Raw genomic sequence first — 23,511 nt, 5'->3', positions numbered from 1 at the left:
TTTACAAATTTTTTACTGCGTTTTTAAATTGATCTCCCCTATCCTCGTAATTTTTGAACAGGTCGAAGCTCGCACATGCCGGAGAAAGCAAAACTGCATCTCCGCGTTCGGCAACCTTATAGGCCACCTTAACAGCTTCTTCCATAGAATAGGTTTCCACCATAAGGTCGATTACATTTCCGAAGGCATCGATCAGCTTGGAACTGTCGGTTCCCAAACAAATGATGCACTTTACCTTTTCCCGTACCAATGACATCAACTCAGAATAATCGTTTCCTTTATCCACGCCGCCAGCAATCCAGATAATTGGCTTTTTAATACCGTCCAGGGCATAAAAAGTGGCGTTTACATTGGTCGCTTTGGAATCGTTGATGTATTCCACATGGTTGATCTTCAATACTTTTTCCAATCTGTGGGGTACGCCCTGAAAAGATTGAATACTGTTGCGAATCGTCTCCTTTCTGACCTTAACCAGCATGGCCGCCATGCTTGCCGCCATTGTGTTCTTTACGTTGTGCTGACCTTCCAAGGCCAAAATATCTTCACTCATTTCCAAGGTTTTATGTTCTAATTTTATTTTTATCGTTTTGTCTTCCAACCAAGCTCCCTCTTCCAATTTCCTTTTTACTGAAAAGGGTACTAATTTGGATTGAACAGGGTGTTTTTTTAACCCATCCTGAATCACTTCATCATCGGCGTCATAGATCAGGTAATCATTTTTATCCTGATTCATGGCAATTCTGAATTTGGATGCGATATAGTTTTCAAACTTGTACTCATATCTGTCCAAATGATCGGGCGTTATATTGGTGAGAATAGCGATGTGAGGTTTAAAGTCCACAATGCCATCCAACTGAAAGCTGCTTATCTCCAACACATAATGGTCTAAATCTTGCTCCGCTACCATTTTAGCATAGCTATCGCCAATGTTGCCCGCCATGCCCACGTTCAATCCGCCATCCTTTAAAAGGTGATGGGTCAACATGGTCGTGGTCGTTTTACCATTGCTTCCCGTGATTCCAATCAAGTTGGCATCGGTATATTTTGATGCGAACTCAATCTCCGAAATCACTGGCACTCCCTTTTCAACAAGTACTTTTACCAACGGCACTTTATCAGGAATACCCGGACTCTTCATCACCAAATCGGCATTCAGAATCTTGGACTCGGTATGCTCACCGGACTCCCATTCAATCTCAAAATGTTCAAGAACTTTTTTGTAATTCTCTTTAATTTCGCCTTTGTCAGAAACAAAGACTTCAAATCCTTTTTGCTTTCCCAAAATGGCGGTTCCAACGCCACTTTCTCCTCCTCCAAGTATCACCAAGCGACCCATTTTTATCGAATTTTAAGTGTAACGATGCTGATAATGGCCAACATGATTCCTATAATCCAAAAACGGGTTACTATTTTGCTCTCGTGATATAATTTCTTCTGATAATGATGGTGCAATGGCGCCATCAGGAAGATGCGCCTTCCTTCACCGTATTTTTTCTTTGTATGCTTGAAATACCCCACTTGCAACATCACCGATAATGACTCCGCAAAGAAGATTCCGCACAAAATGGGTATCAACAACTCCTTTCTTACGATGATGGCGATTACGGCAATGACTCCGCCGATGGTCAAACTACCCGTATCACCCATAAAAACCTGTGCAGGGTAGGTATTGTACCATAAAAATCCGACCAAAGCACCGGCAAAGGCAGCTATGAATACCACCAGCTCGCCCACTCTGGGCAAATAAAAGATGTCCAGATAGTCGGAGAATTGAATATTACCGGATACCCAGGCAAAAATGGCCAAGGTCATTACGATTATAGCCGAAGAACCGGCAGCAAGGCCATCGATTCCGTCCGTTAGGTTTGCTCCATTGGAAACTGCGGTCACGATCAGAATCACTACTGGAATAAAAATCAGCCAAGCATAATCTTCGGCACCCTCGCCTATCCATGAAATTAAATCGGCATAATCCAGTTCGTTGTTCTTAAAAAAGGGAACATTGGTTCGTACCGCTTTGGTTTCTTCGCCAAAGACCTTTTCCACCTTAAAGTTTTGGGTAATGGTTGTGGTATCCTTTTCCTTGATGGTTACAGCAGGATGAAAGTATAGGGTTGCACCAACAATCAGGCCCAACACCACTTGTCCCATAACCTTAAATTTTCCTTTTAGCCCCTGCTTGTCTTTTTTGAAGGTTTTGATGTAGTCATCAATAAAACCGATGATGCCCATCCAAACGGTGGTCACTATCAATAGAATCACATAAATATTTTTGATATCGGCGAAAAGAATAACGGGCAACAAAGTGGACATGATAATGATCAATCCGCCCATGGTAGGAGTTCCCGCTTTTTGCTTTTGCCCTTCCAGACCAAGGTCACGGATACTTTCGCCTATCTGCTTTTTCTGCAAGAACAATATGATGCGTTTACCGTATACCATTGCGATCAACAGGGACAACAATACGGACATTGCCGCTCTGAACGTAAGGAACTTAAAAAGTCCCGCGCCGGGCAGTTGGTATTGTTTCTCTAAAAATTCGAACAAGTAGTATAACATGGACTACATTATTTTTTTAGGCTCTCCAGAGCTTCTTTCACTTCTTTAAAATCATCAAAATCGACCCGGACACCATTGGTCTCCTGATAGGTCTCGTGGCCCTTTCCCGCCACTAGGATTATATCATTAGCCACCGCCAGTTTGCAGGCTGTTTTTATGGCCTGTTTTCTATTTTCTATGGATAGGACCTTACGAACATTTTGTGGCTCCACACCTGCTTCCATTTCTTCAATGATCATAGAGGGAGATTCCGTTCTTGGATTATCGGATGTAAAAATGGCCTGATTGCTCATTTCCGAAGCGATATGACCCATAACCGGACGCTTAGACTTGTCACGGTCACCACCACACCCCACTACGGTGATGACGTTTTCATTTCCAGTCCTCAATGCATTGATCGTAACCAATACATTTTTAAGTGCATCCGGCGTATGGGCATAATCGACAATAGCCGTTATCTTATCTTTTGATATGTAATATTGAAACCTGCCGGCCACGTTTTCCAACTCGCTCATCAGCCTAAGGGTCTCCATTTTTTCCAGTCCCAGAATATCGGCAGTGGCATAAATGGCCAATAAATTATAGGCATTGAAATCCCCGATGAGTTTGGACCACAATTCGTTGTCATCCACCTTCAACAGTTGACCATTGAACTGTTTCTCCAAAATCTGGGCTCTATAATCTGCAAAGGTCTTTAGGGCGTAGGTGTATTTTTTGGCTTTGGTGTTCTGCAACATCACCAGTCCGTTCTTATCATCGATGTTTACCAGGGCAAAAGCTGTTTTTGGCAATCCATCGAACAATTTTTTCTTGGTGTCCCGGTACTCGGCAAAGGTTTTATGGTAATCCAAATGATCATGAGACAAATTGGTAAAGATGGCTCCCTCAAAATGTAGGCCTTCAGCTCTTTTCTGATGGATTCCATGCGAGCTTACTTCCATAAAACAGAACTCCACCCCCGCTAGGTTCATCTTGGACAAATAATCGTTGATGGTCAATACATCCGGAGTTGTATGTGTGGTCTTGTACTCTTTGTCATCCACCAACACCTTGATGGTAGAGATCAATCCCACTTTAAAACCTGCCTTTTTAAATAAATGATACAGCAGTGTGGTCACCGTAGTCTTGCCATTGGTTCCCGTAACCCCTACTAATTTTAGGTTCTTGGAAGGGTTATCGTAAAAGTTGGAGGCAATCACGGCCAATGCACTGTTGCAATTGTCCACCTGCAAATAAGTGACCCCATTCACCATGAGTTCAGGAAGCTCTTCGCAAACAATGGCGCGTGCACCCAAATCCACAGCTTTTTGTATGAATTTGTGGCCGTCGGTAAGCGTACCCCGAATGGCCACGAACACATCATCCATTTCCACCTTTCTGGAATCGAAATGTACATTGTTCACCATTACGTTGGTATCCCCGCTCACTGCGGAGAGGCTAACACCATATAATATGTCCTTCAATAACTTCATGAAAGCTCCAATACTATTTTTTTGACCTGTTTGATGTTGGTCCCATGGTTCACGGACTGATTTTTGACCTTTCCGTTGCCGTGTACCTCGACCTCAATTCCCAGATTTTCCAAAAGGGATACGGCATCCATACCGCTCATCCCTTTAACATTGGGAACCGTACTATATTTTTTCTGGACTTGGGCATAGTACTGCTGATATTCTTTTTCCAAGTTCTCATTCTCAATAACCTTGCTGTCCACCTCGTCCACCATGGGAGAAATGGCATGAATTTTTTGTGCCATGGATTTGAATACCGGCCCCGAAACATCAGCACCGTAATAGCCTTCTTCCTTATCCGGCTCATGGATTACCACGATACAGGAGTACTTTGGATTGTCCGCTGGGAAATAGCCCGCAAAGGAAGAGATGTAGGCCAATTTATCCGGGTTCTTTTCCACGTAGTTTTTTTGAGTGGTTCCAGTTTTACCGGCCATGGAAAAGTTTTTGGAATACAGCCCATGCCCTGTTCCATATTCCTTCTCCACCACGTCTTTCATCAACTGCTGAACTTTTCGTACGGTCTCTTTGGAACAGATGGACGGATTTAAAACCTCCTTATCAAATCGTTGCAATACCTTATTCCCTTCACGCACCTCCTGAATCAAACGAGGTTTTACGTACTCACCATCATTTGCGATAGCGTTATAGAATGCCAAAGTTTGAATAGGCGTCAACGAAACTTCGTAACCGTGGGACATCCATCCCAAAGAAATTCCAGACCATCCTTTATCACCAGGGTATCGTATTACAGGGTCGCCCTCACCAATAATGGGTAGCTCCAATTTTTTATGAAGCCCCATGTTCATCAATCGGTTGACAAACTTTTCGGGCTGCTCCTTATAATTCTCATTGATAATTTTTGCAAAAGCGGTATTGGAAGAAACTGCAAAAGCTTTGGCCACTGAAATCTTTCCATAACCTCCCCATCTGGAGTCCTTGACCACACCATCATAAATACGATATCTTCCTTTTTCGGTATCTATTACACTGCTGGTATCGACCATTTTATCTTCCAAAGCGGCTACGAGGGACATCAACTTAAATGTGGAACCTGGCTCATGGGATTCCCCTACGGCGTAGTTCAGTTTTTCATAATATTTTCCTTCAGAGGTACGTCCCAAATTGGAAATCGCCTTGACTTCTCCCGTCTTGGTTTCCATGACCACCACACAACCATGGTCTGCTTTGTATTTTTCGAGCTGCTTTAACAATTCATGATGGGCTATGTCCTGAATGTTGATATCTATTGTGGAAACAACATCTAGTCCGTCCTGAGGTTCAACGATATTGTCCAGTCCTACCGGCTTCCATTGCCCTTTGGCTATTTTCTGCTTCAAACGTTTGCCTTCCTTGCCGCGCAGGTATGTTTCGCCAAATGCGCCATCGAGACCAACACGGGTGTAGTACCCATTTTCGTCCACACGTTCGTAACCGATGCTCCTTGCCGCCATTTTACCCAAAGGGTATTCACGGACCACTCGATGAGTCTCGATAAATCCGCCTTTGTAAGGTCCAAGATTAAACAATGGAAATTGTTTGATCCGTACATAATCCAAATAGCCTACGTTGCGGGCCACAAGTTTGTAGCGATTGCCATTTGCACGCGCTTTTCTGAACAATTGTCTATAATAAGATGATGGTCTTTCGAACATCAGACCCAAAGAATCTGACAACGCAGCGACATTGTTCTCAAAGTTTTCCTGCGAAACGGTCTGTGCATCGAAACGGATATCATATTTAGGAACTGAAGCAGCCAACAAGCTACCATCCTCGGAATAAAGGTTTCCGCGATTGGGTTCGATGGTAAACATTTTTTCGGTTTTACTAAGCGCAAGCTCCTTGTACTTTTCGCCCTGCACCATTTGAATATCCACCAACTTCACCACCACGGCTATAGCCAAAACAAGAAGTCCTCCGGCTACGAGGTACAGTCTGTTCATGATATTTTTTTCGGTGATGGCCACTATTCCGCTGATTTAACTTTTATTTTTTTAGGTGGATTTTGAGAAGGCACCAGTCCTTTCTCCGCTACCACTTCGCGAAGGGTCGATTCCAATTTGAGCTGCTGCACACTGGAACGGGCCTCAAAAAACTCACTCTTCAGTTTTCTGACTTCTTCGTTCAGGTCCGCTATTTCCAATACTTTTTTATCGGCATTGTGACTACTGGATATCATCAAGGCCGCCAAGAAGGACGCAAACAACAAAAACATCCAGTTCTTGGGCGCATCTCCGCTCACCAAAAACTTTCCTTTTAATATGTCCAGTAATCCTTTTCTCATTTTTTGTCCTTTTGTCATTCCCGCGCAGGCGGGAATCCATCCATATCACATCTTTCGACTTCTAGTTCCCTTGCGCTTCGACTCCGCTCAGCGCCCGAGCACTTTTATATTTTTTCCGCTATACGGAGCTTTGCACTTCTTGCCCTGTTATTGTTCTTTGTTTCTTCTGCTGATGGGGTGATCAGTCCACCGACCTTTTTTAAGGGAACATTGATATTCCCATAAAAATCCTTTTCCGGCTCACCATCGAACTTCCCCGCTCGTATAAATCTTTTGGCCAATCTATCTTCGAGGGAGTGATAGCTGATCAAGCTCAATCTTCCGCCTTCCCTCAAAACCTCGGGCACCTGTTCCAAAAATTCTTTGAGCACTTCGATTTCCTGATTGACCTCAATCCTAATGGCCTGATAGATCTGTGCCAAAATTTTATTCTCTTTCATTTTGGGCAAAAACCTTTTCAATACATTTTTCAGGTCATCGGTTGTTTTGATAGATTCTTCTGAACGGGCCGCAACAATGGTCTTGGCCATGGCGTTTGCATTTCGCAACTCGCCGTACTGAAAAAGAACCGACGCTAAATCTTCTTGGGAATAGGCGTTTACCACCTCAAATGCCGATAATTGATTGTTTTTGTCCATCCGCATGTCCAAATCTGCGTTGAACCGAATGGAGAAACCACGATCGGCCTCATCGAACTGGTGCGAGGAAACCCCAAAATCCGCCAAGATCCCATCAACTTTCCGAATGCCATAGAACTTTAAAAACTGTTTGAGATAGCGAAAGTTCTGGTTGATCAGCTGAAACCTATCATCATTCAATGCATTCTGCAGGGCATCTTCATCTTGGTCAAACGCGAACAACTTTCCATCTTCACCCAGTCTTTTCAATATTTCCTTGGAGTGCCCTCCGCCACCAAAGGTGACATCCACATACACTCCTTCTGGTTTTATGTTCAATCCGTCCACCGATTCCATCAGCAGAACCGGATTATGGTACACGCTACTCATCGTCATCAAAAATCTCCTCGGCGAGGTCGGCATAATCCTTCTCACCATCCGCCAAGACTTTCTCGTACATATCCTTGTTCCAGATCTCGATCTTGTCAAAAACCGCGTTCAGTACCACTTCCTTGTCGATTCCAGCAAACTCCACCAAATTTTTTGGAATCTGCAATCTTCCAGAATCCCCATCAATGCTCACTTCCTTCATCCCGGCAACAAAATTCCTTACAAAAGCATCGTACTTTCGGTTGATTTTGCTTTTCTTCATCACTTTCTGCATCAGAACATCGAACTCGGCCTTGGGATACAATTCCAAGCATTGCTGAAAAACAGACCGCTTGATAATAAACCCATCCTTGATCACGGGCAGCAATTGGTTCTTCAAAGAAATGGGCAACAATACCCTTCCTTTGGAGTCCGCTTTGCAATCATGTTGTCCTATGATATGGGTCACTAGAAATCAATTGGTTACTTAATACAACTCAAATATATAGATTTTATTTCCACATTTCTCCACTTAATACCACTTTTGTTAATAAATTCCCCACTTTTCGATAAAATCCCGTTGATCGCACCCAAAAAATCCTATCACGGGAAATCCATCATTTCCGATAATTGATTCATCCGAATGAAAAAACTTAAAATCTTTGTGATATGAAATGCCTATATTTGCGCCTCTTACTACCAACTAACTATTGATGGAAGAGCATTTAATTGAAGATGGCAAATACCGATATATAGAAAAGGGAGAAGGTACTCCCATGATTATATTGCACGGTTTAATGGGAGGCCTAAGCAACTTCCAGGGCGTCTCGGAGTATTTTCCATCCCAGGGCTACAAGGTGCTGATTCCTGAATTGCCCATCTACGACATGCCTTTGCTAAAAACTACCGTGAAGAACTTTGCGATGTTTTTGGAAAAATTCATTGAGCACAAGGGCCTCAAGGATGTGATTCTGTTGGGAAATTCATTGGGCGGACATATTGGCCTGTTGCACACCAAATTGTTCCCGGAAATGGTGAAAGCCCTAGTAATAACAGGAAGTTCCGGACTCTATGAAAGCGCTATGGGCGATGGATACCCCAAACGGGGAGATTACGAGTTCATCAAAAAGAAGGCTGAAAACGTTTTTTACGACCCAAAAGTGGCCACAAAAGAAATCGTGGATGAAGTCTTTGCCACCGTCAACGATAGAATGAAGTTGGTAAAAACACTGGCCATTGCCAAGAGTGCCATACGCCACAACATGTCCAAGGATTTACCGCACATGAAAACGCCAACTTGCATTATTTGGGGCGAAAACGATACGGTAACACCCCCTAACGTGGCCAAGGAATTCCATGAACTACTGCCGGATTCCGACCTTTATTGGATAGAAAAATGCGGTCATGCACCCATGATGGAGCACCCGAACGAGTTCAACCACATTCTGGAAGCTTGGCTGAAAAAGCGTAACTTCTAGGCATGAAAATCACCTCAGCAGACTTTGTGATGAGCAACTCGAACGTTGCCAAATGCCCCAATGAGCCATTGCCGGAATATGCCTTTATCGGGAGGTCCAATGTGGGCAAATCTTCTTTGATCAACATGTTGGTCGAACGCAAAACTTTGGCCAAAACATCGGGAAGGCCCGGTAAAACACAGCTCATCAACCACTTTAAAATCAACAACAATTGGTTTTTGGTGGATTTGCCAGGTTATGGGTACGCACGGGTTTCCAAAAAGGACAAAAGGACTTTTCAGAAGTACATCACCGAGTATTTTCAAAAAAGAAAACAACTGGTCTGTGGTTTCGTCTTGGTTGATGTTCGACACGACCCACAGCCGGTCGACCTGGAATTTATGGAATGGCTCGGTACCAACCAGATTCCATTTGCCATCATCTTTACCAAAGCGGACAAGTTGAAGCCCAACGCCATCAAAAAGCACGTGGATGCCTATTTGCAAAAATTATTGGAAGGTGCATGGGAGGAAGCCCCTCCACATTTTACCACTTCATCATCCAACCGAATGGGACGCGAAGAGCTTTTGGCCTTTATAGAGGATATCAACCAGCAGTTTTTCAGCAGTAACAAATAACCAAAAAGTCCATTTTCACAACGGGTCAAAAGGGGTAAGGATGTAACGGTTTTTACGACCAATACTGCATCTAAAAAGGATATTTTTATAAATCAAAGATCAACACAATGAAATCTGTATTGCACAAAGCAGCAACTCGCGGCCATGCGGACCATGGCTGGTTAAATTCCCATCATACTTTTAGTTTTGCGGGCTACCATGATCCCGAACGTATGCACTTTGGGGTCCTGCGCGTACTCAACGACGACCAAGTGGCGCCGGGAAGAGGTTTTGGGACCCACCCGCACGATAACATGGAAATTATTTCCATACCATTGGAGGGAGACCTAGAACACAAGGACAGCATGGGCAACACAACAACCATTAAGGAAGGAGATGTCCAAGTGATGAGTGCCGGAACGGGCATCCAACATAGTGAGTACAATAAAAATGATGATCAACAGGTCAAGTTTCTTCAAATATGGGTCTTCCCCAACAAAAGGAACGTAGAACCGAGATACGATCAAATTTCGATAAGGAATATTGAAAAGAAAAACACTTTTTATCAAGTACTCTCGCCAAATCCTGATGATGAAGGGGTATGGATACACCAAGATGCTTGGTTCCATTTGGGAAAATTTGAAGCCGGGTCCTCGGATACCTACCAAATAAAAAAAGAAGGAAATGGCGTTTACGCCTTTGTTCTGGAAGGTGAAGTGGAATTGAACGGTCAAAAATTGGAAAAACGGGACGGTTATGGTGTTTGGGAGACTGATTCACTCGATTTTAAAGCCACATCGAACAGTAGGGTCTTGCTCATGGAAGTGCCCATGAGCATGGACAACATTGGACGATAGAACCACCAAACAAGAAAAAAGCCCCGGTCGGGGCTTTTTCTTTATATAGTACAACCTTTCTAAACGATTTCATTTTAGTTTGGGGATTTTGGGTATTTTTGGGCATTCCAAATCCTATTTCTATGGCCAAAGATCTATCAAATAAGTATACCCCGGGAGGTTATGTCAAAATGATGTCGATACTACACATCGGCATATTGGCCACTCCGATTATCCTAGGTATTCTGTTCTATGTTGAGGCTAAAAAAACAGAACTCAGTTTTTCTGTTTCTGATGATATGTTTTTGGCGATTGTCCCCATCATGTCCATTTGCTGTATTTTGCTGGGCGACTTTCTGTTCAAAAAAATCACGGGATCATTGCCCAGAGAAATGGAACTCCTGACCAAGCTAACAAGGTTCCAGACCGCATCCATTGTAAAATATGCTTTGATCGAAGGCGCCGCCATTTTTTGCATGGTAATTTTCACCAATACCCAAAACCTGACTTATCTGCTTATCGGTGCACTGATAGTTCTTTATCTATTGTTTCAGCGGCCGACAAAACAGAAAATAGAGGATGTCCTCGATTTGCGCGGTGAAGAGAAAGCTAGGTTTGACCGCGTGAACAAGGTATTGGAATAGTCGCGCTATTTCTTCAATTCCAGTTTTTCGGCAAAATAGTCACAAAAATCCTTCATGGTGGCCGTCATTTTTTCATCTTGGGTAGCCTTAAAAAAGGTATCGGCCATGGTCACCAAAGTTTGATGAAAGAATATTTTCATTTCATCCACCGGCATATCCTTGGTCCATAGGTCTATTTTTAAAGATTCCTGATTTTTACTGTCCCAAACAGAAAGCATCATGGCCTTGGCCTCTTCCTCGTTTATTCCACCATCTTCAGCCGACCATTTTAATTCCTCCGGCACCCGGTTCTCATCCAGTCCAACTTTCAATTTAATTTCCGAAGTATGTTTTACTGCCATCTATTTTTTTGGTTTGTAATTTGATTGTTTTAAAATTTCATCCGCGGGCAGACCCAACATTTGTGTTAGATCGGTATCGGTTTTTTCCATGAAGGCCCTTACTATTTGCCAACCAAGGTATCTTCCCAAGCGAGGAGGCGACTCATTGTCCAGCTCCAAACCGAATTTGGTAAACGGGGCAGGGTCCAAAAACTTTCTGTCCAATCCTGCATCGGTACTGTAAAGAAGTTCGCGCTCCACAAAATATCTCCACATTTGCTCCTCATTGGCCCGGGCCCAATCCATTTCCTCTTCGGAATACCCTATTTTTTGTGCATCGGTAATGGTAGGAAGCAGTTTGTCCTTTAAATAAAGTTCTTTCCCATAGTAAACCATTCTCGATAGAAGTGTTCGGTTTCTTGGGTATGAAATCACTTTTTTGGCAAACGCACTCGCGACATCAGAAACTAAAAATTTTTTATCCAAGGATGCTGCGATATAGCGCTGCATACCTTCATAGAAATGATGGTCCTTTCCCAAATAGTTATCCAGACCAATCAGTAAAAGTGAATCCGTTAAAATGATGCGGTTCTCGTACCGCACATCGGAGGTAAGCGTTACTACGTGCGGAATCTCCGTGCTCGGGAAATAGTATTTGATATGTTTAAAAAGCGACTCCAGGTCTTTCGATTCCTCCTCAAAGTTTCCAAATGTCTTGTCAACTTCTTCGGAAAGCTCTATTTGGATGGTATCGGTGAGTTTGGCCACCCATACGCTATCTGGAAACTGTTCCGGAAACAGATAAGGGTACCGGGCCTTCAGTTTTGGGATGTCGGATGCCGCTGCATTGGCAAACTCCCTGTCAAATCTTGAAACCTGTACGTCAACAGCAACTTTATCTATCTCCTCCTCGGTTTTATCGGTCTCCACACATGATGAAAGTACCAGGACCGGCATCAAAATAAAATTTCTCAATACCTGAATTGTAAAGTATTTGAACAACCGCTTCATTTTTAAGGGTACAGGGTTTAAATTTACAGGGCACAAAGGTAATTTATAGAATCTAAATAGTTGAGATATGCAAACAGAAAAGGTAATCGCCCATATTGTTGATTGGTTAAAGGACTATGCCAAAAATGCAAATTGCAAAGGTTTTGTGATTGGCGTATCCGGAGGTATAGATTCCGCTGTAACTTCTACACTGTGTGCCAAGACCGGGCTAGACCTTTTATGTTTGGAAATGCCCATCCACCAAGCGGAAAACCAAGTGACCCGTGCGGACAGACATATTGATTGGCTCATTGAAAAATTCCCGAACGTTTCCCGTCAGCCAGTGGACCTGACCCCTGTATTCGATAGTCTGGTGGATGCTTTCCCAAAAGTGGACAAAGAAGAGGAACGTTTTATGTCCCTGGCCAATACCAGAGCACGGCTGCGCATGACGACACTTTACTATTTTGCTGCTTTAAAAGGGTATTTGGTAGCAGGAACAGGGAACAAAGTGGAAGACTTCGGTATTGGTTTCTACACCAAATATGGCGATGGCGGTGTGGACCTTAGTCCCATCGCGGATTTGGTTAAAACGGAAGTTTATGCATTGGGCGCTGAACTCGGAGTGAACAAAGATATTATGGAAGCACCACCGACCGATGGCCTTTGGGGGGATAGCCGAACAGACGAGGACCAGATTGGAGCTTCTTACCCCGAACTGGAATGGGCCATGGAAATGGACGATAAAGGCAAGGTGGCGGATGATTTTTCGGGAAGGGAAAAGGAAATATTCTCCATCTATAAAAGATACAATACCGCCAACAAACATAAAATGGTCCCAATCCCAATTTGCCATATTCCAGAACAGTTGAAATAACGGTTCAACCCGAAAAACCCAGTTTAAAACGAAAAAAACCATAGAAAAACTATGGTTTTAAGAAAAAAATTACAGTTTTACACTATTAAATTGCTATCTTGCCCGCTATGAATTGTAGGTATTTAGCCACTAACCATTTATTAAATTAAACCTAATCAAATGATAAAAGTATTGATAGCTGACAACCATCCCATTGTTAGGCTTGGTATTAGACAGGTACTTGAATCCAGTTCAGAAATAGAAGTTATTGGAGACGTTTCAACTACCGAAGAGCTTTTTAATACATTGAAAAAAATAACCCCCGATGTAGTGATTTTAGAGATGGACATTCCAGAAATCAATGGAATTGCCACTTTACGAAAAATGAAATTGGAATTTCCGGACATTAAAACTTTAATGTACAGTGGACAGTCCGAAGATGTTTACGCCCTGAGTACCATACGTGCAGGTGCTTTTGGTTACCTATCCAAAACAGCCGATATCGATTATATCATTTCGGCGGTAAAGAAAGTGAGCGACGGGAACATGTTCATTACGAACGAACTTGCCCAACGCCTTGCTTTTGATGAAGGCACGCAAAAACCCAGAAGATTCTTTAGAAAACTTTCTTCCAGAGAGGTCGAAGTACTTAAACTTTTGGCCAGTGGAAAAAGAAACAAGGAAGTAGCCGAAGGGTTAAACCTAAACGAAAAAACAGTAAGTACATACAAAGCAAGATTGATGAAGAAGCTGAATGTGGACAATTTGGTGGACTTACTGCAACAGGCCAAAGCCCTGGAACTTTATTGAGAAATTACCCAACCAAACCAACTATTGTAAAAATCCCTATCATCTTTTTTGATTGGGATTTTTATTTTTTTAAGAAAGTACGCGGTTCAACTTGGCGTTCAATAATTTGTTCAACTGCAAATAATTCACGATTTCTTCCAAGACCTCTGTATTGTCCCCTGGATTGTCCTCGGTACGTTGCTGCAGTTTTTCAATACGGGATTTTATGAGGTTGCAGCGCAGTGTCAATATAGTCTCACCTACCAACTGGGCAATTCCCGTTTTTTTCTCCTTTGGGTAGATATCCCTACGCTCCCAATCGTGCAGCACATATTGCTCCTCTTCCATTAAGATTGAAGAAACCTGCGAGACCGTTTCTTGGTCCAGATCGGACAAAAAGGTATTGATCGAAAAATCCGTATCCTCATTGAGCCTTTCTATCAATTTGTAATATATGGTCTTGAATTGTTCGTTAGTAAGCTCGATTTCGTCATCCTGAAGGTCCAAATATACCTTCTCATATACCTTCGCCTCCACAATCTCGGGCTCCAGCACCAGTTCGCCCGCTTCATTCTCTTTGAGAACCAAATCCTCGAACTCCTGCTTTTGGTCTCCGTACAATAAAAGAACCTCGATGATCTTGCGCTCAAGTTCGTATTGGACATCCACCTTTTCGACCACCTGATCGTTCTTGACAACTTCAAAGGCTTTTTGTTCCTTTCTTTCCTTTTTTGCAGTATCCGTTTGGTGCTTTTTATCAATCTGCGCCAAGGTATTGTAAAGTACCTCTTCAGAAATCTGCATCATTCTTGCACATTCCTGCACATAGATTTCCTGACGGATCCTATCCGGAATTTTACTGATACTGTTCACGATGTCCCTAACCGTATCGGCCCGTTTTATAGGGTCATTGGCTGCTTCTTTCGCCAACAGCGACGTCTTGAACTGGATAAAATCCTTTGCATTTTCCTCCAGATAGAGTACCAGGTCCTCATAGGTATTGTTCTTGGCAAAACTATCGGGGTCCTCTCCCTCAGGAAAAGTACAGACCTTAACGTTCATGCCCTGTTCCAAAATAAGGTCGATTCCTCTTAACGATGCACGCAATCCTGCGGCATCACCATCAAATAGAACGGTAATATTTTTGGTAAGCCTGTTTATGAGCCTAATCTGTTCGGGGGTCAACGCCGTTCCACTGGAGGACACCACGTTTTCAACTCCACGCTGGTACATTTGGATAACATCCGTATAGCCTTCCACCAAAAAACAGTTGTCTTCTTTGGCAATCGCCTGTTTTGCAAAATAAATTCCATAGAGCACCTTGCTCTTATGGTAAATATCGCTTTCAGGAGAATTCAGGTATTTGGCCGCTTTCTTATCATTCGTCAAAATACGGCCACCGAAGCCCAAGACCCTTCCACTCATGGAATGGATAGGAAACATGACCCTTCCCTTGAACCTGTCAAAAGTTCTGTTCTCCCCACCAGCTTGCTCCTTTACAATGGTCAGGCCCGTTTTCTCCAGAAACTCCAGTTGGTACCCTTTGTCCAACGCCGCTTTGGTGAATGCTTCCCATTCGTCCAAGCTGAAGCCAAGGCCAAAACGTTTTATGGTCTCATCGGTAAACCCGCGCTCCTTAAAATAGGAAAGCCCAATTGCTTTGCCCGGTTCACTTTCCCATAAAATCTCCGTAAAATATTTTTGGGCATATTCCGACACGAGATACATACTTTCCCTCTCGTTGGCCTGCTCTTTTTGCTCGTCGGATTGCTCGGTTTCCTCGACCTCAATATTGTACTTTTTCGCCAAGTATTTAATGGCCTCGGGGTAGGTAAAATGTTCGTGCTCCATCAAAAAAGCCACCACATTGCCCCCTTTGCCACTACTAAAATCCTTCCAGATCTGTTTTACCGGGGAAACCATGAAACTTGGGGTTCGCTCGTCGGTAAATGGGCTCAATCCCTTAAAATTGGACCCTGATTTCTTCAATTGTACAAAATCACCGATTACCTCCTCCAATCGGGCGGTTTCATATACTTGGTCTATGGTGGTTTTTGAAATCAAGACTTTCGGTTAAAATAGCTGTTAAAGGTAAATAAAAACAAAGTTTTGAAGAATCCAAAAACCAAATGCCTGTATTAGATTTAGTATCTTAGGAGTTCCTCCATGACAAAGAGAGGTAATTTTACAAAATGGATAGTATGATAAAAAGAATATCAAAACATAATTGGGCTTTCATGATCTTTTTGATAGCCTTCGTGATTGCGTCAAACGCACAAATGCCGGAAAAATCCGGACCGGTCATTGAAAATGGCGAAGCCCAAGTAGTGAAAGCTTTTTCTGACCCCGACACATGGATACGCCACGATCTTTGGGTGGAGACTACTTTTGATTCAGATGGGGACGGAAAACTGGACCGCATGCATGTTGATGTGACAAGGCCCCAACAGACCGAAACCGAGAACCTGAAGCTTCCCGTAATCTATGAATCCAGTCCGTATTACGCTGGCACGGCCGGCTTGGACAAAGGTATTTTTTGGGATGTACAGCACGAACTTGGCGAACCGGGCAAACCCAGAAAACATCCAGAGGTGACCCGCATTGGAGAACGCCCTGTAATCTCCAATTCACAAGTAATGACATGGGTCCCAAGGGGCTATATCGTGGTACATTCCTCCTCACCTGGCACAGGGCTTTCAGACGGTGCCCCAACGGTTGGCGGTGACAATGAGTCCCTCGCCCCGAAAGCGGTCATCGATTGGTTGAACGGAAGAGCGAAGGGTTATACCGAACGTGACGGCAACGAAGAAGTAAAGGCCTATTGGTCCACTGGAAAAGTGGGCATGACCGGCACATCTTACAATGGAACCATTCCGCTTGCCGCGGCAACCACTGGTGTCGAGGGACTAGAAGCCATAATCCCAATTGCTCCGAATACATCCTATTATCACTATTACCGCTCCAATGGACTTGTGCGATCCCCGGGAGGTTATTTGGGAGAGGACATCGATGTGCTTTATGACTTCATCCATAGCGGAGACGAATCCAAAAGGACCAAAAACAACGAAAGGGTCCGTGATACCGAAATGAAGAACGGCCAAGACCGTATTACAGGGGACTATAATGATTTTTGGGCAGGAAGGGATTACCTGAACGATATGAAACCTATGAAGGCCGCACTTTTAATGTCTCACGGGTTCAACGATTGGAACGTGATGCCAGAGCACAGCTACCGTATTTACAATAAAGCCAAGGAAATGGGGTTGCCCGTACAGATTTATTATCATCAAAACGGACACGGCGGGCCACCACCCATTTCCATGATGAACCGATGGTTTACACGCTACCTTTATGGAGTGGAAAACGGAGTGGAAAAAGAACCTAGGGCATGGATCGTACGCGAAAATGACAGTAAAGACAATCCTACCCCTTATGCCGATTATCCGAATCCCGACGCCAAGGATGTAAAATTGTACCTCAGTGCAGGAGCACCGGCCAAAGGACAATTGAGCACCAACAAGCCCAAAAAACAGGGAACCGAAACCTTAGTGGACAATTATTCCTTCTCAGGTTCAAGTTTGGCCAATACAGAAGAATCCGAAAACCGATTGCTATTTGTTACCCCGACTTTATTGGAAGATGTCCACATCTCAGGGGTTCCAAAAATAAAAATCAGACTGGCAAGCAGTAAACCGGCCGCCAATTTATCGGTATGGGTGGTATCCCTGCCATGGAGCGATGCCCTGAATTCCAAAATAACCGACAACATCATTACCCGTGGATGGGCAGACCCTCAAAATCATAAATCTCTTGTGAAAAGTGAACCTTTGGTCCCCGGTAAATTTTATGACATGGAATTTGAACTGATGCCCGATGACCAGATCATCCCAAAAGGCCAGCAAATCGGATTGATGATATTTTCCAGCGACAAGGAATTTACATTGTGGCCAAAACCGGGAACAGAACTTACGATAGATCTGGACGGAACCGAACTGATACTGCCCATTGTTGGTGGCAAATTATAAATACAAGTGATCAAAGCTGACTTTAATCATTTGAATTGAAACAGAGATTGCGTGCCTTTGGATGAGTAAAACACAAATCCAAAGGACATGAAAATTTTAATAATTTATGGTACCGTGGAAGGTCATACCCGAAAAATTGCAAGATTTATGGAAAATGTCCTTCAGGAAGAAAATCACCAAGTGGTCATCGCAAATGTTGTTGAGGAACCACCAGCCCCGAAAGGTTTTGATGCAGTTTTTATTGGCAGCTCCGTACATGTTCAAAAATATAATACGCTGATAAAAAATTATATCACTGAAAACTTGGAGTTCTTGAACAGCGTACCAAGCGCCTTTTTTTCGGTGAGTATGGCCATGGCTTCTCAAATTGAGGAGGAACACGAAGAAGTAGCAAAAATTGCGGAGGATTTTTTAAAAGAGACCAAATGGAACGCCAACATCACTTGGCAAATTGCGGGAGCTTTGAAATACACAAAATATAATTATTTTAAAAAGCTCATTATGCGCTCCATTGCAAAAAAAGAAGGCGGTTCCATCGACACTAGCCAAGATTATGAGTACACCGATTGGAACAAGGTGAAAGAACTTGTCCTAACATTTACAAATAGTTTAAAAACATAATCAAATAAATATGAGCAAATATAGTTTCGACACACTTTCGGAAGCAATCAATACATTGACCCAAGAGGAGGGGTACAAAGAGGATTTTGAAGCAGATGCGACCTGCATCAAGGCCCTGTATTCCAAAAAAGAGTACCAACCCAGCGAACTAAAGATCATTGAATCTTATCGGTTTGAAGGGATGACGAACCCTGGCGACCAATCAACGGTTTTTGCCATTGAAGCAAGTGATGGCACCAAAGGCACCATGGTGATGTCCTATAGTGCTTCAAGCGGACAGAACGATGAGCTCATCAAACAGATTCCGTTTCAGGAGGATTGATTACGATCACACATGAAATTTGCCGACCGAAGAAGGCTGGTACAACAACCAACCGGTAAGGCTGAATCTACTTTTGTGGGCCTTAAGCACGGCATGCGGAACCTCTGCACTTTTGAACATTACGCACCGAGCGGCTTTAGGTTCCACTAAAAAGCTGGTTCCATCTGGGTTAAAAATTTCCAGTTCTCCCCCATCACCATGTTGCCAATCATCATTAAAATAAATGATCATGGATACCATCCGGTTGTTCCGATTTTCGAACTGATCTAAATGCCGGGCATAATGTCCACCGGACGGATAATGGGCCAAATGGAACTCATATCCCGATAAGCTCAAATAGCAATAACGGTTAAAAATGTGCATCGTTTCGTCCAAGAGGTTCCAATAGGTTTCCAATTGGGCATCGCGTTGTCGGTCCAGCCAATAGGTGAAATCACCACGTATTTTGGCATCGATTTGATTATCGGAGTGGGCACCAATACCGGCCTCCTTAAAATTGGGGAGTTTTCCCAGAAAGAACGATTTGATTTCCGCATACAGTTCTTCCCGCAAAAAATGGTCGATTATAACATAGTCCTTACTGGAGATATCATCCATCCAAGACAACCAATCCTCTAAACTGTGGTAGGCTTCCATTGTTTCAAAAATGTGGGCGAATGTAGAAAATATTTAAAAACAAAAATCATTTTTCTACATTCCTAGAGGAATCTCTAACTTTGAATTGGAGCAATTGTAAGACAAAATGATATTATTTTTTGGAACAAGACCCGGTAAAAAAGAAACCAAACCACTTCCGCACGTCGTCTGCTCCCATTGTGGGCAAAGGGGAACTTTGACAGCGGTGGTCCAGCCGAACTACGCCCATTTATTCTGGATTCCATTGTTTACCATCAATAACATCCGCTATGCAGAATGTTCCCATTGTAAAAAGGTGTACTACAAGGAAGATTTTACATTGGAAATGGAACGGGCACTATCCAAATAAAAAACGGCCAGGAAAATCGTGACCGCTTTTTTCTAGGGTTCAAAATAGTCAAATATCGAACCGAAGGCCCAGTGATATATTGTTCTGTTTGATTTCGGCGTCCTTAAAAATCGGATTCAGATCATATTTAATGTATAACAATACCCCATCGATACCCATGTATCCACTAACTCCGTAAATAAGGTCACTGGTATTGTAATCTCTCTTTAGCTTATCCTTCACATGTTCGCCATTGCGTTGATATTTTAGCTTTTGGCGGGTTCCCAAATTAAAGCCTCCGTAGCCTCCAAAACCCAATCTAAACTGATCTCTTATGGAATATCTAATGGTATGCTCGCGCTTCTTGAACCGGGACGGGCCCACTTCAAAATGCACAGGAAACACCAGGTTGTCCATTCGCAGTTTGGACTTGTCCAGATCATATTCAAACTCCTCCAATACGGTCTGGTCCCCTTCTTGCACGAACACTCTGTTACCATCTGGCTTTAATCCATTGAATTGAAAAGAGAATCCATAATTGAAACGAAGCCAGTTGGAGTTTTTAAAGACCCTTGTCCGCCATTGCCACCCCATTTCAAAAAAACGGCTTCCCCCAATCTTGTAAGGGGTATCATCCAAGGACTGTCCTTCGATCAATGCATTGTTCAGCCCTATGGCCATCACAAAATCAGAATAGGTTCTCCGGTCATATTTTATATCCCTTTTCCATCGGTTCGAGTTAAAGGTTATGGCCGGTTTACCATCAATAAGAAGTCCGATGCGCATTCTATCGTTTTCAAGTGAATCCAATTCGGACAACACTAAAACCTCTCCTTCGTTACGTTCCAACAAGGCTATTTTGTTATCCACAATGGCAACGCGGTTCTCAATGTTCAAGGCCCTTCTTTTTGCCACGTCCTCCTTGAGCAATCGGGCTTCTTCCTCACTGATTTCCCCATCATCCAATCTTTTGTTGATTTCCCTGACCTCAAATTTGAGAGCATCCTTTTCCTGGTCTATAATACGTTGCCTTTCCACTCTCAACGCATCTATTTTCTTTTGATAGTCGTCCTCTTGTCCCAATACGCCTTGGGAAAACAGGCACATGAATAAAACTGCTGAATAAAATGTAATTGTTCTCATGATTGTTTTTGGTTTATAAACCTCCCTCCTTCCCGCCCATTGGGCAGGAAGTTATAAGAGGCCTGTCTTGATTGATGAATAATTTTATTGATTTCGGTCTGCCACTGCGGTACGTAGTTTAAGGTAACCTGTTTTTAGGGCATCAAAGATTTGGTCTCGGAACGATTCGTCCAGTTCATCCTCCACTTCGGCCAGTAGCGACATGGCATCCACGGAACCCCCATCGGCGAATAATTTGTCGGTCAAAATCTGTCGTTGCGCCGCTCGCAACAGGGAATCCACTTCGGCATCGGTAACATCTTGCTGGGTATTTTCCATCATTTCTACCTGAGCGACCACTTCCTCCACTTTTTGTGCGATCAACTTATCCGAATTTATTTTGATTTCGTCCTGCAATGGCTCTTTTGCTTCTTGCTCGGCAACCACTACATTGGAAGTCGGTTGCTGGAATGCTTCAGTATCTTTCGGTTCCAAGGATTCAACCTCTATCTCGGCCACCTCGGTTTCAATCACTGGAGCCAATTCTTTGTCAACTTCTTCCTCGGATTTCACTTCAGCTTCTTTTTTGACCTCCGTTTCCACAACTTGCAGTCTTTCTGCCTCTGCATCACCATTTGTAAAAAAGAAAAGCGACACCAGCACAATGCCCATAACGCTTGCTGCCACGGCATACGTAAACCAAGTGTTTCTTTTTCGCGGTGCCGGCTCCTTTATCTGAGAGGCAATCCTATCCCAAGCTCCTTTTGATGGCGCAATGGTTCGCTCCTCCAGCTTCTCCTTGATATGTTTTTCGAGTTTATCCATACCCTCTATTTTTTGTTCGCCGAATGTGATTTGGGCGACATTCCCTTTAAACTTAAATTATCCTGAAGCATCCTTCTCGCTTTGAACAATTGGGATTTTGAAGTTCCCTCCGTTATTTCCAAAGTTTCTGCAATCTCCTTGTGGCCGTAACCTTCAATGGCGTACAGCAAGAATACCGCTTTGTAGCCTTCGGGAAGCTCATCGATAAGATGTTGCACATACTCCACATCCAAAAGTCCTTCTGTGGAGGTTGAAATTTTTCCGTTTGCCTCCACAGCATCATCGTCATAGACCACAAACTGTCTTTTGCGCAAATACGAGATACTCTCCCGCACCATAATGGTCCTGATCCAACCTTCAAAACTTCCCTTATGTTGATAGGAGCTTAAATGGTTGAACACTTTTACGAAACCATTGATCATGACATCCTCCGCAAAATGGAGATCTTTGATATATTGCCTGCAAACGCCCAACATTTTTGGCGCAAACTTGTCGTATAACGACTTTTGTGCCTGTTGATCTCCCTTGATCGATTTTTTGATCAACTGTTTTTCGTTGCTATGTAGCGCGATGATCTTCAAAGTTTGGTTGCTATAAGTGCTTCTATTTTAATAGACGAGATAAGGGAATGAAAGGTTGCCCGAAAATAAAAATTTTCAGTATTTAATTGATATTCAATTTTTTAAAATACTATTTTTTTCGGTCTACCACGTAGTTGACCATAAGTGTGAGGGCACTTTTATACTCAGAATCGGGATAATTGTCCAAAATGGCCAAAGCTTGGTCCTTAAACTCCAACATTTTGACCACGGCATAATCCAACCCGTCTTTTTCTTTAACGTACTCGATTACTTCCTTTACCCGTTTTTTGTTCTTGTTGTGCTTTTTGATGGAGTTGATCAACCACTTTTTCTTTTCCTTGTCACTGTTGTTCAAAGCATAGATCAGCGGAAGCGTCATTTTTTGTTCCTTGATATCGATACCCGTTGGTTTCCCGATTTTTTCGGCCCCGTAATCAAAAAGATCGTCCTTAATTTGAAAGGCCATTCCACAAAGCTCCCCAAACTTCCTAAAAGTTTCCACTTCTTCTGAGTCAGGTCTAACAGAACAAGCGCCCATACTGCAACAAGCAGCGATCAAAGTGGCGGTTTTTTGCCGTATGATATCGTAGTACACCTCTTCGGTAATATCCAATAATCGTGCTTTTTCAATTTGAAGTAATTCCCCTTCGCTCATATCACGCACCGCATTGGAAATGATGTGCAGAAGATCGTAATTCTTGCCTTCCAAAGAGACCAGAAGCCCTTTCGAGAACAGAAAGTCACCGACCAAAACGGCTATTTTGTTCTTCCACAATGCATTGATGGAGAAAAAGCCCCTACGTTTGTTACTGTCGTCCACCACATCATCGTGTACCAAACTTGCGGTGTGGATCAACTCAATTATGGAAGCTCCCGTATAGGTTCGCTCATTGACCTCGCCATTCAGTAATTTGGCGGTCAAAAAAACAAACATGGGGCGCATTTGCTTACCCTTGCGGTTGACTATGTAGTAGGTAATCCGATTGAACAATGCAACTTTGGAGGACATGGATTTGAGGAATTTCTCCTCAAAAAGTCGCATCTCATTTTCTATGGGCTCCCTTATCTGCGAAACGATTTTCAACGTAACAGTTGTGGTATTTGGTTTTGAATGTCTAAAAGTAGGGAAAATGCAAGAGTTGTTGGAATGAAATCGAAGTTTTAAGATACAGGCCCAAAACTATCGATGATTTACAGGGGAG

25 protein-coding genes are annotated in these 23,511 nt (G+C 43.2%); 10 read left to right on the top strand and 15 right to left on the bottom strand.

All coding sequences use genetic code 11. The features are described from left to right. Position 1: 1 nt before the first annotated feature. From murD to SD449_RS07600, 7 genes are all read right to left on the bottom strand, one after another. Complete coding sequence (gene murD, locus SD449_RS07630; RefSeq protein WP_318309732.1) at positions 2–1,336, bottom strand: UDP-N-acetylmuramoyl-L-alanine--D-glutamate ligase; 1,335 nt, start codon at positions 1,334–1,336, stop codon at positions 2–4. A gap of 2 nt (positions 1,337–1,338) precedes the next feature. Continuing rightward, positions 1,339–2,559, bottom strand: a complete 1,221-nt coding sequence (mraY, locus tag SD449_RS07625; RefSeq protein WP_318309731.1) for a phospho-N-acetylmuramoyl-pentapeptide-transferase — start codon at positions 2,557–2,559, stop codon at positions 1,339–1,341. An 8-nt stretch (positions 2,560–2,567) separates the two neighbouring features. Further along, positions 2,568–4,031, bottom strand: a complete 1,464-nt coding sequence (locus SD449_RS07620) for a UDP-N-acetylmuramoyl-L-alanyl-D-glutamate--2,6-diaminopimelate ligase (protein ID WP_318309729.1) — start codon at positions 4,029–4,031, stop codon at positions 2,568–2,570. Beyond that, entirely contained in the window at positions 4,028–6,037 is a 2,010-nt protein-coding gene (locus SD449_RS07615) for a penicillin-binding protein (protein ID WP_318309726.1), read from the bottom strand. Before SD449_RS07615 ends, SD449_RS07620 begins: the two co-directional genes overlap by 4 nt. Next, entirely contained in the window at positions 6,037–6,354 is a 318-nt protein-coding gene (locus SD449_RS07610; protein ID WP_318309725.1) for an FtsL-like putative cell division protein, read from the bottom strand. Before SD449_RS07610 ends, SD449_RS07615 begins: the two co-directional genes overlap by 1 nt. Positions 6,355–6,458: 104 nt before the next feature. Then, positions 6,459–7,361, bottom strand: a complete 903-nt coding sequence (rsmH, locus tag SD449_RS07605) for a 16S rRNA (cytosine(1402)-N(4))-methyltransferase RsmH (protein ID WP_318310242.1) — start codon at positions 7,359–7,361, stop codon at positions 6,459–6,461. After that, positions 7,354–7,809, bottom strand: a complete 456-nt coding sequence (locus SD449_RS07600; RefSeq protein ID WP_318309724.1) for a division/cell wall cluster transcriptional repressor MraZ — start codon at positions 7,807–7,809, stop codon at positions 7,354–7,356. Before SD449_RS07600 ends, rsmH begins: the two co-directional genes overlap by 8 nt. A gap of 244 nt (positions 7,810–8,053) precedes the next feature. Between SD449_RS07600 and SD449_RS07595 the strand changes: the two genes are divergently transcribed. The 4 genes from SD449_RS07595 (at position 8,054) to SD449_RS07580 (ending at position 10,894) form a co-directional block, all read left to right on the top strand. After that, positions 8,054–8,818: an alpha/beta fold hydrolase gene (locus SD449_RS07595; RefSeq protein ID WP_318309723.1), complete on the top strand. Its 765-nt coding sequence runs from the start codon at positions 8,054–8,056 to the stop codon at positions 8,816–8,818. A gap of 2 nt (positions 8,819–8,820) precedes the next feature. Continuing rightward, positions 8,821–9,435 carry a ribosome biogenesis GTP-binding protein YihA/YsxC gene (gene yihA, locus SD449_RS07590; protein ID WP_318309722.1) on the top strand — a complete coding sequence of 205 codons (615 nt, stop codon included), beginning with the start codon at positions 8,821–8,823 and terminating at the stop codon, positions 9,433–9,435. Positions 9,436–9,542: 107 nt separating this feature from the next. Next, the gene (locus tag SD449_RS07585) at positions 9,543–10,271 is read left to right on the top strand and encodes a pirin family protein (protein WP_318309721.1); all 729 of its coding nucleotides are present in this window, start codon (positions 9,543–9,545) and stop codon (positions 10,269–10,271) included. 122 nt (positions 10,272–10,393) lie between these two features. Further along, positions 10,394–10,894, top strand: a complete 501-nt coding sequence (locus SD449_RS07580; protein WP_318309720.1) for a hypothetical protein — start codon at positions 10,394–10,396, stop codon at positions 10,892–10,894. Between the two features lie 5 nt (positions 10,895–10,899). Here the strand turns inward: SD449_RS07580 and gldC are convergent, their stop codons facing one another. Further along, complete coding sequence (gene gldC / locus SD449_RS07575; protein ID WP_318309719.1) at positions 10,900–11,235, bottom strand: gliding motility protein GldC; 336 nt, start codon at positions 11,233–11,235, stop codon at positions 10,900–10,902. Further along, positions 11,236–12,225, bottom strand: a complete 990-nt coding sequence (gene gldB, locus SD449_RS07570; RefSeq protein WP_318309718.1) for a gliding motility lipoprotein GldB — start codon at positions 12,223–12,225, stop codon at positions 11,236–11,238. A gap of 67 nt (positions 12,226–12,292) precedes the next feature. Between gldB and nadE the strand changes: the two genes are divergently transcribed. Continuing rightward, a complete protein-coding gene (gene nadE, locus SD449_RS07565) occupies positions 12,293–13,081 on the top strand; it encodes an NAD(+) synthase (protein WP_318309717.1) in 789 nt (262 codons plus the stop codon). Positions 13,082–13,240: 159 nt separating this feature from the next. Next, complete coding sequence (locus SD449_RS07560) at positions 13,241–13,870, top strand: response regulator transcription factor (RefSeq protein WP_318309715.1); 630 nt, start codon at positions 13,241–13,243, stop codon at positions 13,868–13,870. Positions 13,871–13,939: 69 nt separating this feature from the next. Here SD449_RS07560 and dnaG read toward each other — a convergent pair whose 3' ends face one another. Continuing rightward, positions 13,940–15,913: a DNA primase gene (gene dnaG / locus SD449_RS07555; RefSeq protein ID WP_318309713.1), complete on the bottom strand. Its 1,974-nt coding sequence runs from the start codon at positions 15,911–15,913 to the stop codon at positions 13,940–13,942. Positions 15,914–16,050: 137 nt separating this feature from the next. Here dnaG and SD449_RS07550 point away from each other — a divergent pair, with 137 nt between their 5' ends. From SD449_RS07550 to SD449_RS07540, 3 genes are all read left to right on the top strand, one after another. Beyond that, positions 16,051–17,874 (top strand): Xaa-Pro dipeptidyl-peptidase, encoded by a 1,824-nt coding sequence (locus tag SD449_RS07550; RefSeq protein ID WP_318309711.1) that lies wholly within the window; start codon positions 16,051–16,053, stop codon positions 17,872–17,874. Between the two features lie 87 nt (positions 17,875–17,961). Continuing rightward, positions 17,962–18,495 (top strand): flavodoxin domain-containing protein, encoded by a 534-nt coding sequence (locus SD449_RS07545; protein ID WP_318309710.1) that lies wholly within the window; start codon positions 17,962–17,964, stop codon positions 18,493–18,495. 10 nt (positions 18,496–18,505) lie between these two features. Beyond that, on the top strand, positions 18,506–18,817 hold the full coding sequence (locus SD449_RS07540; protein WP_318309708.1) for a phosphoribosylpyrophosphate synthetase: 312 nt from the start codon (positions 18,506–18,508) through the stop codon (positions 18,815–18,817). A 6-nt stretch (positions 18,818–18,823) separates the two neighbouring features. Here the strand turns inward: SD449_RS07540 and SD449_RS07535 are convergent, their stop codons facing one another. Further along, the gene (locus tag SD449_RS07535) at positions 18,824–19,453 is read right to left on the bottom strand and encodes a 2OG-Fe(II) oxygenase (protein ID WP_318309705.1); all 630 of its coding nucleotides are present in this window, start codon (positions 19,451–19,453) and stop codon (positions 18,824–18,826) included. Between the two features lie 106 nt (positions 19,454–19,559). Here SD449_RS07535 and SD449_RS07530 point away from each other — a divergent pair, with 106 nt between their 5' ends. Next, entirely contained in the window at positions 19,560–19,802 is a 243-nt protein-coding gene (locus tag SD449_RS07530) for a zinc-ribbon domain-containing protein (protein WP_318309703.1), read from the top strand. A 48-nt stretch (positions 19,803–19,850) separates the two neighbouring features. Here the strand turns inward: SD449_RS07530 and SD449_RS07525 are convergent, their stop codons facing one another. From SD449_RS07525 to SD449_RS07510, 4 genes are all read right to left on the bottom strand, one after another. Beyond that, positions 19,851–20,924, bottom strand: coding sequence for a hypothetical protein (locus tag SD449_RS07525; RefSeq protein ID WP_318309702.1), 1,074 nt, complete (start codon positions 20,922–20,924; stop codon positions 19,851–19,853). Between the two features lie 84 nt (positions 20,925–21,008). Next, the gene (locus SD449_RS07520) at positions 21,009–21,728 is read right to left on the bottom strand and encodes a hypothetical protein (protein ID WP_318309701.1); all 720 of its coding nucleotides are present in this window, start codon (positions 21,726–21,728) and stop codon (positions 21,009–21,011) included. Positions 21,729–21,733: 5 nt separating this feature from the next. Then, entirely contained in the window at positions 21,734–22,309 is a 576-nt protein-coding gene (locus tag SD449_RS07515; protein WP_318309699.1) for an RNA polymerase sigma factor, read from the bottom strand. Between the two features lie 109 nt (positions 22,310–22,418). Then, a complete protein-coding gene (locus SD449_RS07510) occupies positions 22,419–23,393 on the bottom strand; it encodes a polyprenyl synthetase family protein (RefSeq protein WP_318309697.1) in 975 nt (324 codons plus the stop codon). Between the last annotated feature and the right edge of the window lie 118 nt (positions 23,394–23,511).

The organism is Flagellimonas crocea, assembly GCF_033441595.1.
Taxonomy (GTDB): domain Bacteria; phylum Bacteroidota; class Bacteroidia; order Flavobacteriales; family Flavobacteriaceae; genus Flagellimonas; species Flagellimonas crocea.
This window is presented reverse-complemented; position numbering and strand designations above follow the sequence as displayed.

Coding starts and splice junctions, on each gene's coding strand:
- murD (WP_318309732.1), bottom strand. CDS start 1,336: ATGGGTCGCTTGGTGATACTTGGAGGAGGAGAAAGTGGCGTTGGAACC.
- mraY (WP_318309731.1), bottom strand. CDS start 2,559: ATGTTATACTACTTGTTCGAATTTTTAGAGAAACAATACCAACTGCCC.
- SD449_RS07620 (WP_318309729.1), bottom strand. CDS start 4,031: ATGAAGTTATTGAAGGACATATTATATGGTGTTAGCCTCTCCGCAGTG.
- SD449_RS07610 (WP_318309725.1), bottom strand. CDS start 6,354: ATGAGAAAAGGATTACTGGACATATTAAAAGGAAAGTTTTTGGTGAGC.
- rsmH (WP_318310242.1), bottom strand. CDS start 7,361: ATGAGTAGCGTGTACCATAATCCGGTTCTGCTGATGGAATCGGTGGAC.
- SD449_RS07595 (WP_318309723.1), top strand. CDS start 8,054: ATGGAAGAGCATTTAATTGAAGATGGCAAATACCGATATATAGAAAAG.
- yihA (WP_318309722.1), top strand. CDS start 8,821: ATGAAAATCACCTCAGCAGACTTTGTGATGAGCAACTCGAACGTTGCC.
- SD449_RS07585 (WP_318309721.1), top strand. CDS start 9,543: ATGAAATCTGTATTGCACAAAGCAGCAACTCGCGGCCATGCGGACCAT.
- SD449_RS07580 (WP_318309720.1), top strand. CDS start 10,394: ATGGCCAAAGATCTATCAAATAAGTATACCCCGGGAGGTTATGTCAAA.
- gldC (WP_318309719.1), bottom strand. CDS start 11,235: ATGGCAGTAAAACATACTTCGGAAATTAAATTGAAAGTTGGACTGGAT.
- gldB (WP_318309718.1), bottom strand. CDS start 12,225: ATGAAGCGGTTGTTCAAATACTTTACAATTCAGGTATTGAGAAATTTT.
- nadE (WP_318309717.1), top strand. CDS start 12,293: ATGCAAACAGAAAAGGTAATCGCCCATATTGTTGATTGGTTAAAGGAC.
- SD449_RS07560 (WP_318309715.1), top strand. CDS start 13,241: ATGATAAAAGTATTGATAGCTGACAACCATCCCATTGTTAGGCTTGGT.
- SD449_RS07550 (WP_318309711.1), top strand. CDS start 16,051: ATGATAAAAAGAATATCAAAACATAATTGGGCTTTCATGATCTTTTTG.
- SD449_RS07545 (WP_318309710.1), top strand. CDS start 17,962: ATGAAAATTTTAATAATTTATGGTACCGTGGAAGGTCATACCCGAAAA.
- SD449_RS07540 (WP_318309708.1), top strand. CDS start 18,506: ATGAGCAAATATAGTTTCGACACACTTTCGGAAGCAATCAATACATTG.
- SD449_RS07535 (WP_318309705.1), bottom strand. CDS start 19,453: ATGGAAGCCTACCACAGTTTAGAGGATTGGTTGTCTTGGATGGATGAT.
- SD449_RS07530 (WP_318309703.1), top strand. CDS start 19,560: ATGATATTATTTTTTGGAACAAGACCCGGTAAAAAAGAAACCAAACCA.
- SD449_RS07525 (WP_318309702.1), bottom strand. CDS start 20,924: ATGAGAACAATTACATTTTATTCAGCAGTTTTATTCATGTGCCTGTTT.
- SD449_RS07520 (WP_318309701.1), bottom strand. CDS start 21,728: ATGGATAAACTCGAAAAACATATCAAGGAGAAGCTGGAGGAGCGAACC.